Genomic DNA, 15,327 nt, shown 5'->3' with positions numbered 1-15,327 from the left:
CGAGAAGTCTCTTGTCGATCCGTGGCGGGAGCGGGCGAAACCCTACCGCTCTGCGCTGACAGGCCAGACGGTGGCAGGTCGCCCTGAAGCGCCGCTGAGACCGTTGCGGAACCAGCCGCGGCGCTCCCGCAGTTCGGCCGGCGTCCCACGCTGCCGCACGCGGCCGTCGACCAGCACGACCACCTCGTCCATCCGGTCGAGCGCGTCCAGGTCGTGTGTGATGAGGAGCAGCGACCTGCCCGCTGTCGCGGCGAGGAGGTCATCGAGCACGGCGGTGCGGGTGTCGGGGTCGAGGTGGGTGGTCGGCTCGTCCAGCACGAGCAGCGGTCCCGCCTCACCGGCCGGGGGCACGAGCAGGGCGCGTGCGAGCGCGAGCCGCCTGCGCATCCCGCCGGACAGCCGGGCCCCGTGCGTGCCCACCTCGGTGTCCAGCGAATCGGGGTCGAGCCCGACCCGCGCGAGCACGGCGCGCAGGTCGGCGTCGGTCGCGTCCGGCCGGGCCATGCGCAGGTTCTCCCGCACCGTGCTGGCGAACAGGTGCGGGTCCTGCGGCATGCCGGTCACCCGGGCGCGCACGGTGTCGGCGGGCAGCGCCGTGACGTCGTCGCCGTCCAGGTGCACGGTGCCGCCGTCCGGGTCCCGGAACCGGAAGAGCACGGCGGCGAGCGTGCTCTTCCCCGACCCGCTCGGGCCGACCACCGCGATCCGCCTGCCCGGCGGCACGTCGAGATCGACGCCGTCGAGCGCCCACGGTTCGCCGGGGCCGTAGCGCACGCGCAGTCCCCGTACCCGCAGCCCGTCCCCGGCTGGCGCGGGTGCGGCGGCCGCGCGCTGCGCCAGCGCGGGCGGGGTGTCGAGGACGTCGAACAGGCGGGCTCCCGCGGCGCGCACCGTCCCGAGCCGGGCCGCAGCGCCGGGCAGGGGCGCGACGATCTCGAACGCGGCGAGCGCGGTGAGCACCAGCACGGCCATGGGCACCGGGGCGAGCGTCCCGTCGCGCACTGCGGCCACGCCGAGCAGCAGCGTGCCCCATAGCGTGAGCCCCGCGAGCAGCGCGGACGCGCCCGCACCCGTGCTCAGCAGGCCGGCGTCGCGGCGCTCCACCTGGGTGAGCTCGCCGTCAGCGGCGTCGACCCGGGCGAGCGCGGCGGGCATGGCGCCGTACGCGACGAGGTCGGGGGCGCCGTGGAGGGTGTCGACCAGCGCCGTGGAGAGAGCCGCCCGGCCAGCGGCGCGCCGGCGGCCAGGGCCTCGCCCGGCCGCCGCCGCGACGAGTGGAACCGCCACCCCGCCGAGTACCAGCCCCGCGGCGAGCACGATCCCGCCGGGCGCGAGCAGCGCGGTGCTGACCGCCACCGCGCCCGCCCCGGTGACCAGCGCCGCGAGCGGCGGGGTGAGGCCGCGCACGAGCAGGTCCTGCGTGGCGTCGGTGTCACTGACGAGGCGCGTGACGAGGTCGCCCGTGCGGAAGCGGTGCACCGGCTCGGTCCGCGCCAGCCGCTCGTACACCCGCGCCCGGACGTCGGAGAGGGTTCGTAGCGCGGCGTCGTGCGTGACGAGGCGCTCCAGGTAGCGCGCCACGCCACGGGTGACGCCCAGTGCCCGGGTCGCGACGATCGCCACGGACAGTGCCGTGAGCGGCGGTGACGTCGCGGCGGTGGCGATGAGCCATGCCGCGACGACGAGCAGTGCCACCCCGGAGGCGGTCGCGGCCGCCCCGGCGAGCACCCCGAGCGCGAACCGCGCACCGCGAGGCCGGGCGAGCGCGATCATCCGCACGAGAGGTTCCGCGTCAGGCATGAGCGGCCTCCGCGGGCGCGCCGGCCTCGAGACGCACGACCTCGTCCGCGAGGTCGGACCAGCCCTCGTCGTGCGCGACGATCACGCCGGTCCGCCCTTCCAGGAGGCGGGCGACACCGGCGCGCACGGCGGCGGCGTGCTCAGGGTCGAGGTGCGCTGTGGGTTCGTCCAGCAGCACGATCGGCGCGTCCAGGGCCTCCTGGCGCAGGAACGCCCTGGCCAGCGCGATGCGCTGGCGCTGGCCCGCCGACAGCCGGTGCCCGCGCTCGCCGAGCGGGGTGGCGTAGCGCTCGGGGAGCGCGCGGATCACGGCCTCGGCCTCCGCCCGCCGGGCGGCGCGGCGCACTGCCTCGTCGGACGCACCGGGCAGGCCGAGCCGGATGTTGTCGGCCACCGAGGCGTCGAAGAGGTACGGGTGTTGGGGGAGCCATGCGATGCGTTGGCGCCACGTGTCCGGGTGGATGTCGGCCAGGTCGACCTCCCGGCCGTCGGCCGCGGTGACGAGCACCCGCCCCGCCGTCGGCTCGGCGAACCGCAGGAGCAGCGCCATGAGGCTGGTCTTGCCCGCCCCACTGCGCCCGGTGACGAGCGTGGTCGTGCCCGGGCGCAGGGTGAGGTCGACGCCGTCGAGGGCGGGGGCGTCCCGGCCGGGATAGGTGAGACCGGTTCCGGCGAAGCGCACGGCCGGCCTCGGGGTCGGGTCGACGGGTTCGGCCGGGGTGGGCGCGGCGGACGGCCGCTCCAGCGCGGCGAACACCCGCTCGGCCACGGTGACCCCTTCCATGCTGGCATGGAAGCGCGCGCCCACCTCGCGCAGCGGCAGGTACGCCTCCGGCGCGAGGATGAGCACGAGGAGCGCCGTCTCCAGGTCGAGGCGGCCGTAGAGCAGCCGCAGCCCGATCTCCACCGCCACCAGCGCAACCGCGAGCGTCGCGAGCAGCTCCAGCACGAACGCCGACAGGAACGCCACCCGCAGCGTGCGCATCGTCGCCTCGCGGTGGGCCTCGGTCACCCGCCGGATGAGCGCCGCCTCGGCCTTCGCGCGGCGGAAGACCGCCAGCGTCGGCAGGCCCTCCACGACGTCGAGGAAGTGGCCGCCGAGCCGCTCCAGCAGGTGCCACTGCCGGCGCGTGCGTTCCTGCGTGTGCATCCCGACGAGCGCCATGAACACCGGGATCAGCGGCAGCGTCAGCGCGATCACCAGCCCGGAGATCCAGTCGGCCCGGAACACGACGACGAGCACGGCCACTGGCACGAGTACCGCGAGCACGAGCTGGGGGAGGTAGCGAGCGACGTAGTCGTCGAGGGCGTCGAGGCCGCGGGTCGCGAGGGTGGCGAGCTCGCCCGCGTCGGTGGTCGCCGGATCGCCCGCGGCCACGTGCCGGACGAGCCGTCGACGCAGGTCGGACTTGACGCGCGTGGCGCTGCGCAGGGCGGCCGTCTCGGCCCCGTAGGTGAGGGCGGCGCGGGCGAGCGCGACGGCTCCGACAGCGGCGACGGCCCCGCCCAGTGCGTCGAGCGCCCCGGCCGTGGCGCCCCCGATCACCCGTGCCACCAGCCATGCCTGCAGCAGGATCAGCGCGGTGGCGGCGAACCCGCACACGACCGTGACGGCCAGGTGCACCCGCACGGCCGCGGTGGAGCGGACGAGCCGCGGGTCGAGCGGTCTCATGACACGTGCGCCCTGGTCACCCTGCGCCGGAACACCCAGTAGCTCCAGGACTGGTACAGCAGCACCAGCGGCAGGAAGAACCCGCCGATCCAGGACAGTATCCCGAGCGTGTAGGGCTTCGACGCGGCGCCGGCCACCGTGAGGTCGAACGCGGGATCGAGCAGCGACGGCAGCACGGCGGGGAAGAGCGTCCCGAAGAGCACCGCCGTCGTGGCCGCAATCGCGATCGCGGTGGCGAGGAACGCCCAGCCCTCCCTGCGGCGGGCGACGAGCAGGCCCCCGACGACCAGCGCCCCGACGGCGCACGCCGCGACGAGCGCCGTGGCGGGCGAGCCGTGGTCGGCCTGGGTCCACATGAGGAACGCGAAGAGGGTGGCGCCCGCGGCGGGTGCCGCCGCCCGCGCCGTCGCCCTGGCCCGGTGCCGGACCGGGCCGTCGGTCTTGAGCGCCAGGAAGACCGCGCCGTGCAGGACGAACAGCGCGAGCGTCGCGAGGCCGCCCACCAGCGCGTACGGGTTGAGCAGATCGAGGAGGCCCGACCGCACCACGCCGTCGGGGCCCAGCTCGACACCGCGCACGAGGTTGGCGAACAGCATGCCCCATGTGAACGCCGGCACGGTGCTCCCGAAGACGATCGCGGTGTCCCAGCGGGCGCGCCAGCGCGGATCGTCCACCTTTCCCCGGTACTCGAACGCCACACCGCGGACGATCAAGGCGACGATGATCAGCAGCACCGGGACGTAGAAGCCGCTCAGCATGCCCGCGTACCAGGCGGGGAACGCGGCGAACATGGCCCCGATCGCGGTGATGAGCCAGACCTCGTTGCCGTCCCAGACCGGGCCGATCGCGTTGATCACGACCCGCCGGTCGGCGTCGGAGCCGCGGCCGAGCACCGGGAGCAGCATCCCGACCCCGAAGTCGAAGCCCTCCAGCACGAAGTAGCCGGTCCAGAGCACCGCGATGGCGACGAACCAGACGGTGGGCAGGTCCACGACTCTCTCCCTAGTAGACGAACGCGGGGACGCGCTCGGGCTCCGGCTCGCCCGCGCGGGGGTAGGGCATGACGTGGCCGGGCCCTGCCTTCACGTAGCGCAGCAGCAGCCGCGTCTCCACGACGGCCAGCGCCCCGTAGAGGAGGGTGAAGACCGTCAGCGAGAAGGCCACCTCGCCGAGGCTCACGCCGGGGGAGACGCTCGCGGCCGTGAGCAGCTGCCCGACCACCGTCCACGGTTGGCGGCCCATCTCGGTGAGGACCCAGCCGAAGATGTTCGCAGCGAGTGCGGCGGGCAGGGCCGCGATCGCCACCCGGTACATCCACCGCTGCCGCGGCATGGCCCCGCGCCGGGTGAGCCAGAGGCCGAGGACGCCGACGCCGACGCCGGCCAGCCCGAGCCCGATCATCAGCCGGAACGACCAGTACAGGACCGGGATGTTCGGGGTGTAGTCGCCGGGGCCGAACTGCTCGGTGAACCGGCGCTGCAGGTCGTTGATGCCCTCCACCTCACCGGCGGGCGATCCGGTGGCAAGGACGCTGAGCACGTAGGGCACCTCGAGGTCCACGACGTTGCGGCCGACGCCGACCTCACCGATCTCGTGATCGCCGATCGCGAACAGGGAGAATCCGGCCGCGCCCTCCGTCTCCCAGATCGCCTCGGCCGAGGCGAGCTTCATCGGCTCGTACTCGGCCATGAGCTTGGCCTGGTGGTCGCCCGAGAGGGCCACGACCGCCCCGGCGACCGCGGTGGTGACCAGCCCGGCGCGCAGCGTCCGGCGGAACAGGCCCGGCTCGCTGGGGTGCCCGGCCCGGTCCCGGTGCAGCAGCTTGTAGGCCGAGACCGCCACCACGAAGAGCCCGGCCACGACGAACGACGCGCTGACCACGTGCGCGTACGTCGAGAGCGCCTGCGGGTTGGTGAGCACCGCCCAGATATCGGTGAGGTACGCGCGCCCGGTGGCCGGGTCGACGGCGAACCCGACGGGGTGCCGCATCCAGGCGTTGGCGGCGAGGATGAAGAACGCCGAGAGGTTCGAGCCGATCGCCGCGGCCCAGATGGTCGCCAGGTGCACGCGGCGGGGGAGCCGGTCCCACCCGAAGATCCACAGCCCGATGAAGGTGGACTCGAGGAAGAACGCGAGCAGGGCCTCCAGCGCGAGCGGAGCGCCGAAGACATCCCCGACGAAGGTGGAGTAGGCGCTCCAGTTCATCCCGAACTGGAACTCCTGGACGATGCCGGTCACCACGCCCATCGCGAAGTTGATCAGGAACAGCTTCCCGAAGAACTTCGTGGCACGCAGGTACTCCGGCCGCCCGGTGCGGTGCCACGCGGTCTGCAGCGCTGCGACGACGACCGAGAGTCCGATCGTCAGCGGGACGAACAGGAAGTGGTAGATCGTCGTGATCCCGAACTGCCACCGTGCCAGGTCCAGTGCGTCCACCCGTGCCTCCCCCGTGAACTTCTACTGCCTGTAGTAGTTCTACCGCATGTAGAAGAGTGAGGGGTGGGCGGGTGTCGCGGATCTCGCTCAGGTTCGCGCGATGGCGAACTCCTGGCCTGCCTCGTTCTCGATGACCACCTCGGCGACCTGGTCGAGCGGCACGAGGGCGGAACCGTCGAGCGTCACGCCGTCGCGCCAGCCGCCCTCGGAGACCAGCCAGCTCCCCGCGATCTCGCGGGTGCCGTCGCGGCCCACCACGACGACGTAGCACCGCTCGCCGGCCGGGATCCCCTTCACCGAGGTCGAGAGGCGGACCCAGCCGGTTGCCGGCGTGAGGGTCGCGGTCATCGAGACGCCGGGCGTCCCGCCGCCGGCCAGCTGCACGGCGCCGGGCGCCGCCACGACCGCGGGGGGTGGGGCGGTCTCCCGCCCGACCAGCACCCCGCCGCTCAGCACCACGGCGAGCGCCGCCGCGGCCACGCCGGTGAGCAGGAAGCGGCGCTTGCGGCGCTGGGCCGCTGCCTCCGCCCGAACCTGCCGCACGGTGCGATGCAGCATGAGGTCGGCGTCCGGCGCCCCGTCGAGGAACGCCTCAGGGGGCACGTCGTCGAGCAGCTCGACCATCCCGCGCAGTTCCTCCCACTCGCGTCGGCACGCCGGGCAGCCGGCGAGGTGCTCCTCGACCGCGCGGGACTGCGCCGCGTCGAGCAGGCCGAGGACGTGGGCGCCGAGCTCCTCGGCGTGGTGCGCCCCGCCGTACTCCCGATCCGTCCAGTCGCCGTTCCCGGTCCGGTGGCGATTCATGCCGGCACCTCCCGTCCCGCCGGGCTATCGGACATCGTCCCTGCCAGTGCCTGCCGGAGCGCCCGCAGCGCGTAGTACGACCGCGACTTCACGGTGCCGGCGGGGATGCCGAGCGCCGTGGCGGCCTCGCCGAGGCTGCGTCCCTGGAAATAGATCTGGTCGAGCACACCCCTGTGGTCCTCGGAGAGCTCGTCGAGCGCCGCCATCACGGTGACCGACGCCACGACCCTGTCGGCGTGGTCCCGGACCATCGGAGGCGCGTCGGGGTTCTCCGCCACCTCCTGTGGCCGGGCGGCTTTGGCTCGGTACCGGTCGGTCACGAGGTTGCGGACCACCGTGAGCAGCCAGCCACGCGCGGAGCCCTTTCCGTTGGTCAGTACATCTGGATGTCGCCAGGCACGGATGAGCGTCTCCTGCACGATGTCCTCCGCAGCGGCACGGTCGCCGGTGAGCCGGGTGGCGTACGCGAGCAGGGCGCGCCCGTGCTCGGAGTAGACGGCGTGCACCAGTGCCTCGTCACGATCACGGGCGGGCGGCATGGTCGGTGGGCTCCCGGGGGATTTTGGTCGGGGGCGGAACCTTAGTGCTCTGGATCGGGGGTCCACCACGCGTCTCGACGGCCCAGTTTCCCGCTGGGCGCACCGGCGAACCGGCGAACCGGCCGAGTACGCCCGGTACGAGGCCGGCCCGCCGGCACACCCAGCGGAAACCTGGATCCGCCGATACGCGCACCGGACCCCCGATCCAGAGCACTTGTGAAGCGGCTCCCACCCCGGACACGGCCGAACGGCGCGACCGGTTCACGGCAAGTTTCTGAACCTCCCGTCCCCGCCATCCGTGTGGGAGAGGAGCGCGCCCGGACCGACCGGGCCCGGACGACCGGGGGAGTGTCGTGGCCAGGTTCGCACCGCTGATCACACTCGGCACGGTGGCCGTACTCGGCGGCGCGTTGCTGCTGATCAACACGACGGTCATCGGCCCGCCCGCCGTCACGGCCGGCGCTGCCGTGGCCGCCCCGCCGGTCGCCGCCGCCGAGGGTGCGCCGGAGTCGGCGCCGGGTGCAGCGCCGGGTGCACCGCCGGACGCCGCGCAGCCGGTCCCGCCCGCCGCGTCGCCACCGGCACCGGCCGTCGTGGAGGCCGCGTACACGGGCCGGTCGGCAGGCAACGAGGTCACCGTCGCGCTCGCGGTGAAGGACGGAAGGGCAGTGGCCTACGTGTGCGACGGAAAGAAGGTCGAGGCGTGGTACGAGGGCACGCTCAACGGCGCGGACCTGCGGCTCGACGCGGCCGACGGGAAGCAGGGGATCACCGCGACGGTGACCGAGGCGGCCGCCCTCGGCACGGTCACCGTCGGGGGCAAGGACCTCCCGTTCGCCGCGGAGGGAGTCGCGTCGCCCGCCGGGCTCTACGAGGGGCGCGTCGCCGTGCGCGGCGTCCTCACCCGGATCGGCTGGATCGTCGACGACGACGGCAAGGTCACCGGCGTCGCCAACACGGGTGGCACCCGGCGACCGGCGCCCGCGCTGAACCCGGCGAACCCCGGTGCGACGAAGATCGACGGCGTCCCCGTCGCGGTCACCGCCCTCGACGGATCCGGGCGGTGATCGGGCGATGACCCGTTCCGCACCCGGCGTCCAGTACCAGCAGACGCCCTCCCAGATGGCCGGACCGCACTCCGGCCCGAACCGCGAGCGGACCCTCCCGCGCGCCCCTGGCTACCCCGCCCCGGGGCCCCACCGCCGCGCCGCTCGCCGGAGCGGCAACCCCGGGCTCGTGGGGGCGGTGGCGGTGGGGTCGCTGGTCGCCGTGGGCCTCGGCGTGTACGGCCGGTTCCACGAGCCGGCGGGGGCCGCGCTCAACATCGCGGGCTTCTCCTCGGGGATCGCCGCGAAGGCGTGGCTGGCCACCGGCGCGTTCCTGCTGGCGCTGGTGCAGCTGTGGTCCGCGGCCGCCCTCTTCGGACGCGTCGGGAGGCGGTGGCGGGAGGCAGGCGGGGCACCGGACTGGGTGGCGGGCCTGCACCGCTGGTCGGGGCGTGCGGCGGTGCTGCTCACCGTGCCCGTGGCCGTGCACTGCCTCTACGCGCTCGGATTCGAGGGCAGCACCCCACGTGTGCTCGTGCACTCGCTGGCCGGTTGCTTCCTGTACGGCGCGTTCGTCGCGAAGATGCTCGTGCTGCAGCAGCCGAGGAGCCCTCGCTGGAGCCTCCCGCTGCTCGGGGGCCTGCTGTTCACCACCCTCACCGCCGTATGGCTCAGCTCGGCCGTGTGGTTCTTCTCGACCTCCGGACTGTCCTTCTGAAAGGAACCTCGTGCAACCCGTCCACCCGAGTCCCCTCACGCGGCGCGCGTTCGTCACCAGTACGTGCGGCGCGGTGTGCGGCGCCGCGCTGAGCGCCTGTGCCGTGTACCGGGTCGGCCCCGCGCCCGCGCAGGCGCCCGCCCCACCGGATGCCCAGGCAGCGCCCGGCCCGGGCGGATCCCCGCAGGCCGTCGGGCTCGCCAGGACCTCCGACATCCCGGTGGGTGGCGGCGCCGTGTTCGCCGAGCAGGACATCGTGGTCACACAGCCGGAAGCCGGGGAGTTCCGCGCCTTCTCCGCCACCTGCACCCACCAGGGCTGCCCGGTCACGGAGGTGGCCGACGGCACGATCAACTGCAACTGCCACGGCAGCAAGTTCGCCGTCGCGGACGGCTCGGTGGTCGACGGGCCCGCCGACACCGGGCTCCCGGAACGGGGCATCTCGGTGGCAGGGGAGGAGATCGTGCTCGCCTAGGTGGCTGGTGTCTTTCGCGTGGCGGTCCGGCCTTCGGAGGTGGTCTTCGGTAGGGCCTCCAGTGGCGCCGCGCATCGTGCGGGGCCGCCCCTCACGCCTCAAGGGCGCCTACGGCGTCGCTGCGCGATCGCTTCGCGACCCTTGACCCGTGAGCCTCTGCGACCCCTCCGGGCAAGCGGAGCGGGCAGGCCGAGGGCCTGCCCTCAGGGCGCGCGGCGCCACCGAAGGCGGCCCCACGGACATGATCAACGCGTCGGTACGAAAACGGCCACATACGGCCGGCCACGCACCCAACCGATGATCACAGCCACCAACCGGCCCGCAACAACCACAAAGATCACCAGCTAGGCGCCCCCACGGCCATATATGGCCGGCCAAGCACCAATCCGATGATCACGCCAACGGTGAGCCGCGCGGGCCGACAAAGGGGTGCGCGAGCGGAGACCGGGTGTAGGTAGGCAAGGCAGATCCGCGAGACCGCCTCCTGGCGGCGCCGCGCGCCCCACCGGGCAGGCCCCCGGCCTGCCCGCACACTGCGCGGCGCCACCGGTGGCCCTGCGGCGGCCTGGCGGTCTGATGAGTGCACGGCGCCGTGGGTCGGATCACTCCGCCGAGACCCGGTGACGGACCCCGCACCGACCTAGACTCCGGACGGTCGGGCCCGGCGGCGGGGTTGCCGCCCGGGGTGGCGGAAGGTGTGGCGCTGCATGGACGCCGAGATGGTGGAGTCAGCCCCCAGTGCACAACAACGCAGTGCGACGGCCGGCGGTACGGCGCAGGTCGACGGTGCCGCGCTCGACGCGCAGGCACCTCCGGAGCCGGAGCAACTGGCGCTCGCCGCCGAGTTCCCGGAGGCGGACGGGGCGGCCTGGCTCGCGCTCGTCGACCAGGTCGTGCGCAGGGCGGGACGGATCCCCGAGGACGCCGAGCCGGGTGCGGGATTCGAGAAGCTGACCTGGCGCACCCTCGATGGCATCCCGGTGCGGCCCCTCTACACGGCCGACGACGGCCCCGCCCCCGAGACCGCAGGCGTGCCGGGCGCCGCGCCGTACGTGCGCGGTGGACGCGCGAACGGCCCCGCTCCGGGCGGGTGGGACGTGCGGCAGCGGCACGCCGAACCGGACGCGAACGCGGCGTCGGATGCGGTGCGCGCCGACCTGCGGAACGGGGCCCGCTCGATCTGGCTGGCCGTCGGCGCGGGCGGCACGGCTGTCGCGGACATGGCCGCTGTGCTCGAGGCCGTGGACCTCGACGTGGTCCCCGTCGTGCTGGACGCGTCCGCCGACGCTGCGGACACGGAGCTCGCCGCGGCCCACGCCCTGCTCGCGCTGGCGACCGAGCGGAACGTGCCCCCGTCCGACGCGCTGGGCACGCTCGGCCTCGACCCGGTGGGCCGCCGCGCGCGCACCGGTGCGGGGCCGGATCCCGATGTGGTGGTGCCGCTGGTCCGGCGGGTGGCGGCCGAGTTCCCGTGGGTTCGCGCGGTGGTGGTGGACGCAGTTCCGGTGCACGGGGCCGGCGCCTCGGACGCCCAGGAGCTGGGGTTCTCCCTCGCGGCCGGGGTGGCGTACCTGAGGGCGCTCACCGGTGCGGGCCTCGACATGGCCACGGCGGCGGGCCTGCTGGAGTTCCGCTACGCGGCGACGGCGGAGCAGTTCCCGACGATCGCGAAGCTGCGGGCGGCGCGGCTGCTCTGGTCGCGGGTGACCGAGGCATGCGGGCGGGCGTTGCCGCAGTTCCAGCACGCGGTCGGGTCGCCGGTGATGCTGACACGGCGGGACGTGCACGGGAACTTGCTGCGGGGCACGGTGGCGGGCTTAGCCGCCGGGGTGGGTGGCGCGGACGCGGTCACCGTCGCGCCGTTCGACGCCGCGATCGGCGGATCCGAGCCTTTCTCCCGCCGGATCGCCCGCAACACCCAGTCGCTGCTGGTGCAGGAGGCGCATCTGGCGCGGGTGGTCGACCCGGCGGGTGGGTCGTGGTTCGTCGAGTCGTTGACCCGGGAGCTGGCCGCGGCGGCGTGGGCGTTCTTCCAGGAGATCGAGGCCGCGGGCGGGGTGCTCGCGGCGCTGGACACGGGGCTGGTGGCCGAGCGCGTCGCGGCTGTCCGCGAGCGGCGCGAGGAGGCGGCCGCCCGCCGGACCGCGCCGATCGTGGGCGTGAGCGAGTTCGCCGACCTCGCCGAGCCGGTGCCCGGGCGCCGTCCGGGGCAGGCACCGCCCGGCGGCGGGCTGCCCCTGTTCCGGCCCGCCGAGCCGTACGAGGCGTTCCGGGATCGTTCCGACGCCCTGCTCGCCGAGACCGGTGCCCGGCCGCGGGCGTTCCTCGCAACGCTCGGCCCGCTCGCCGCCTACACGGCTCGCGCGGGGTTCGCGCGCAACCTGCTGCAGGCGGGTGGGATCGAGACGCCGGAGGCCGGGTCGACGGAGACCGCGGAGGACGTCGTGGAGGCGTTCCGGAAGGCCGGTGCCCCGGTGGCGGTGCTGTGCTCGACCGATGCGTTGTACGCGGAGCGGGCATCGGACACCGCGGCGGCGCTGCGGGCGGCCGGGGCCCGGCAGGTGCTGCTCGCCGGGAAGGCGGACGTGCCCGGCGTGGACGGGAATCTCGCCGCGGGCTGCGACGCGCCTGCCGTGATCGGGTCGGTCTACCGGGCGCTGGAGGTGCAGGAATGATCCCCGATTTCACCCGGGTTCCGCTGCGGGACGGTTCGGCCGATGCCGCGGAATGGGCCGGTGACGTCCCGGTGTGGGACTCGCCGGAGGGCATCGGTGTGAAGCCGCTCTACAACGCGGCCGATCTCGCCGACGTCGACTTCCTGCGCACCTTCCCGGGGATCGCGCCGTACCTGCGTGGCCCGTACCCGACGATGTACACGACCCAGCCGTGGACGGTGCGCCAATACGCGGGCTTCTCCACGGCGTCCGAATCGAACGCCTTCTACCGGCGCAACCTGGCGGCCGGGCAGAAGGGCCTGTCGATCGCGTTCGACCTCGCGACGCACCGCGGCTACGACTCCGACCACCCCCGCGTGGCAGGTGACGTGGGCATGGCGGGGGTGGCGATCGACTCGATCTACGACATGCGGCAGCTGTTCGACGGGATCCCGCTGGACCAGATGTCGGTGTCGATGACCATGAACGGCGCCGTGCTGCCGGTGCTGGCCCTCTACATCGTCGCGGGCGAGGAGCAGGGCGTCGCCCACGAGAAGCTCACGGGGACCATCCAGAACGACATCCTCAAGGAGTTCATGGTCCGCAACACCTACATCTACCCGCCGCAGCCGTCGATGCAGATCATCTCGGACATCTTCTCGTTCACCTCGCGGGAGATGCCGAAGTTCAACTCGATCTCCATCTCCGGCTACCACATCCAGGAGGCCGGGGCCACCGCCGACCTGGAGCTGGCCTACACCCTCGCCGACGGGGTGGAGTACCTGCGCGCGGGCATCGAGGCCGGGCTGGACGTCGACCGTTTCGCGCCGCGGTTGTCGTTCTTCTTCGGCATCGGCATGAACTTCTTCATGGAGGTGGCGAAGCTGCGCGCGGCGCGGCTGCTGTGGGCCAAGCTCGTGCGCCAGTTCGGCCCGGCCAACGACAAGTCGCTGTCGTTGCGCACGCACTGCCAGACGTCGGGCTGGTCGCTGACCGCGCAGGACGTGTTCAACAACGTGATCCGCACCTGCGTGGAGGCGATGGCCGCCACCCAGGGCCACACCCAGTCCCTGCACACCAACGCCCTGGACGAGGCCCTCGCCCTACCCACCGACTTCTCGGCGCGCATCGCCCGCAACACCCAGCTGCTGCTGCAGCACGAATCCGGCACCACCAGGGTGATCGACCCGTGGGGCGGCTCGTTCTACGTCGAGCGGCTGACCTACGACCTGGCCCGCCGGGCCTGGGCACACATCGAGGAGGTCGAGCGCGCCGGCGGCATGGCGGCCGCGATCGACGCCGGCATCCCCAAGCTGCGCGTGGAGGAGGCCGCCGCGCGCACCCAGGCCCGGATCGACTCCGGGCGGCAGCCCGTGATCGGTGTCAACACCTACGTGGTCGACTCCGACGAGGAGATCGACGTGTTGAAGGTCGACAACGCCGGGGTGCGCCGCGAGCAGCTGGACAAGTTGCGCCGGCTGCGCGAGGAACGCGACGACCGCGTGGTGGACGACGCCCTGTCGGCGTTGACGTCGGCGGCCGCGCTGATCGCCGAGGGCTCACCCCGCACCGACGAGCAGAACCTGCTCGCCCTGTCGGTGGCGGCGGCGCGAGCGAAGGCCACGGTCGGGGAGATCTCGGACGCGCTGGAGAAGGTCTTCTCCCGTCACGCCGGGCAGATCCGCATCATCTCCGGTGTGTACGCGCACGAGGCAGGCAAGAACCCGGTGATCCAACGGGCCCGTGAGCTGGTCGAGGAGTTCGCGGCGGCGGAGGGGCGCCAGCCGCGGATCCTGGTGGCCAAGGTCGGCCAGGACGGGCACGACCGCGGCCAGAAGGTGATCGCCACCGCGTTCGCCGACCTCGGCTTCGACGTCGACGTCGGCCCGCTGTTCTCCACGCCCGCCGAGGTGGCCCGGCAGGCCGTCGAGGCCGACGTGCACATCGTCGGGGTCAGCTCGCTGGCGGCCGGGCACCTCACCCTGGTGCCCGAGCTGCGCGCCGAGCTCGCCGCGCTGGGCCGCGAGGACATCACGATCGTCGTCGGCGGAGTCATCCCGCCCGCCGACCACGCCGCCCTGCACGAGGCAGGCGCCGCCGCGGTCTTCGGCCCGGGCACCGTGATCGCCGAAGCGGCGGTCGACCTCCTCGGCACGCTCACGGCGAAGCTGCACTAGTGCCCAGAGAGGTCGACGTCCCGGCGCTCGTCAAGGGCGTGCTCGACGGGTCGCGGTCGGTGCTCGCGCGGGCGATCACGCTCGTCGAGTCGCACCGGCCCGACCACCGCGAGGCGGCGCAGCAGATGCTGATGGAGCTGCTGCCGCATGCCGGCGGTGCCCGCAGGGTCGGGATCAGCGGCGTGCCCGGCGTCGGGAAGTCCACGTTCATCGAGGCGCTCGGCACCCGGCTCACCGGGGCGGGCCACCGCGTGGCGGTGCTCGCCGTCGACCCGTCCTCGACACGGACGAAGGGCTCGATCCTGGGAGACAAGACCCGCATGGCGCGGCTCGCGAGCGACGACAACGCGTTCGTCCGGCCATCGCCGAGCGCCGGGACGCTCGGCGGCGTCGCCCGCGCCACCCGCGAGACGATCGTCCTGATGGAGGCGGCGGGCTACGACGTGGTGCTGGTCGAGACCGTAGGCGTCGGCCAGTCCGAGGTGGCCGTCGCCGCGATGGTCGACACGTTCCTGCTGCTCACGATCGCCCGCACCGGCGACTCCCTGCAGGGGATCAAGAAGGGCATCCTCGAACTCGCCGACGTCGTCGCCGTCAACAAGGCCGACGGCCCGCACGAGGCCGACGCCCGCGCCGCGGCCCGCGAGCTGCGCGGCGCGCTGCGGATGCTCACCCCCGCCAGCCCTGCGCTGGCCGAGGCCGGATGGACGACGCCCGTCCTCACCTGCAGCGCGCAGACCGGCGCCGGCATGGACGAGGTGTGGACCGCGGTGCAGGACCACCGCGCCGCCCTCGACGCCGCGGGCGAGCTGGAGGGCCGCCGCGCCGACCAGCAGGTCGAGTGGATGTGGCGGGTGGTCCGCGACCGCCTGCTCGACCGCCTCCAGTCCGACCCGGGCGTCCGCGAGGCCCTCCCCGATCTCGAGCGGGCGGTCCGCGGCGGCGAGCTCACCCCCACCCTCGCCGCCCAGCAGCTGCTGGACCGCCTCGGAGACTGACTTCCGGG

General features: G+C 73.8%; 12 protein-coding genes. 6 read left to right on the top strand and 6 right to left on the bottom strand.

What is annotated here, in order from left to right; all coding sequences use genetic code 11:
- Positions 1-42: 42 nt before the first annotated feature.
- From cydC to K1T35_RS24910, 6 genes are all read right to left on the bottom strand, one after another.
- Positions 43-1,800 (bottom strand): thiol reductant ABC exporter subunit CydC, encoded by a 1,758-nt coding sequence (gene cydC / locus K1T35_RS24935; protein ID WP_220254108.1) that lies wholly within the window; start codon positions 1,798-1,800, stop codon positions 43-45.
- Positions 1,793-3,472 (bottom strand): thiol reductant ABC exporter subunit CydD, encoded by a 1,680-nt coding sequence (gene cydD, locus K1T35_RS24930; RefSeq protein ID WP_220254107.1) that lies wholly within the window; start codon positions 3,470-3,472, stop codon positions 1,793-1,795. The genes cydC and cydD overlap by 8 nt, the downstream gene beginning before the upstream one ends.
- On the bottom strand, positions 3,469-4,464 hold the full coding sequence (cydB, locus tag K1T35_RS24925; protein WP_220254106.1) for a cytochrome d ubiquinol oxidase subunit II: 996 nt from the start codon (positions 4,462-4,464) through the stop codon (positions 3,469-3,471). Before cydB ends, cydD begins: the two co-directional genes overlap by 4 nt.
- 10 nt (positions 4,465-4,474) lie before the next feature.
- Entirely contained in the window at positions 4,475-5,908 is a 1,434-nt protein-coding gene (locus K1T35_RS24920) for a cytochrome ubiquinol oxidase subunit I (RefSeq protein WP_220254105.1), read from the bottom strand.
- Positions 5,909-5,995: 87 nt separating this feature from the next.
- Positions 5,996-6,712: an anti-sigma factor gene (locus tag K1T35_RS24915; protein ID WP_220254104.1), complete on the bottom strand. Its 717-nt coding sequence runs from the start codon at positions 6,710-6,712 to the stop codon at positions 5,996-5,998.
- Positions 6,709-7,251: a sigma-70 family RNA polymerase sigma factor gene (locus tag K1T35_RS24910; protein ID WP_220254103.1), complete on the bottom strand. Its 543-nt coding sequence runs from the start codon at positions 7,249-7,251 to the stop codon at positions 6,709-6,711. Before K1T35_RS24910 ends, K1T35_RS24915 begins: the two co-directional genes overlap by 4 nt.
- Before the next feature lie 353 nt (positions 7,252-7,604).
- Between K1T35_RS24910 and K1T35_RS24905 the strand changes: the two genes are divergently transcribed.
- The 6 genes from K1T35_RS24905 to meaB all read left to right on the top strand — a co-directional run bounded on the left by K1T35_RS24905 (position 7,605) and on the right by meaB (position 15,319).
- The gene (locus K1T35_RS24905; RefSeq protein ID WP_220254102.1) at positions 7,605-8,318 is read left to right on the top strand and encodes a hypothetical protein; all 714 of its coding nucleotides are present in this window, start codon (positions 7,605-7,607) and stop codon (positions 8,316-8,318) included.
- 7 nt (positions 8,319-8,325) lie between these two features.
- Positions 8,326-9,015, top strand: a complete 690-nt coding sequence (locus K1T35_RS24900; RefSeq protein WP_255620674.1) for a DUF6529 family protein — start codon at positions 8,326-8,328, stop codon at positions 9,013-9,015.
- 10 nt (positions 9,016-9,025) lie between these two features.
- Entirely contained in the window at positions 9,026-9,490 is a 465-nt protein-coding gene (locus K1T35_RS24895; protein WP_255620673.1) for a Rieske (2Fe-2S) protein, read from the top strand.
- 707 nt (positions 9,491-10,197) lie between these two features.
- The gene (locus K1T35_RS24890) at positions 10,198-12,165 is read left to right on the top strand and encodes a methylmalonyl-CoA mutase family protein (RefSeq protein ID WP_255620672.1); all 1,968 of its coding nucleotides are present in this window, start codon (positions 10,198-10,200) and stop codon (positions 12,163-12,165) included.
- Complete coding sequence (scpA, locus tag K1T35_RS24885; RefSeq protein ID WP_220254101.1) at positions 12,162-14,321, top strand: methylmalonyl-CoA mutase; 2,160 nt, start codon at positions 12,162-12,164, stop codon at positions 14,319-14,321. The genes K1T35_RS24890 and scpA overlap by 4 nt, the downstream gene beginning before the upstream one ends.
- Positions 14,321-15,319: a methylmalonyl Co-A mutase-associated GTPase MeaB gene (gene meaB / locus K1T35_RS24880; RefSeq protein WP_220254100.1), complete on the top strand. Its 999-nt coding sequence runs from the start codon at positions 14,321-14,323 to the stop codon at positions 15,317-15,319. Before scpA ends, meaB begins: the two co-directional genes overlap by 1 nt.
- Positions 15,320-15,327 lie beyond the last annotated feature (8 nt).

The organism is Pseudonocardia sp. DSM 110487, from assembly GCF_019468565.1.
Lineage (GTDB): Bacteria > Actinomycetota > Actinomycetes > Mycobacteriales > Pseudonocardiaceae > Pseudonocardia.
The sequence above is the reverse complement of the archived record's forward strand: the minus strand, read 5'-3'. Positions and strand labels throughout refer to the sequence as shown.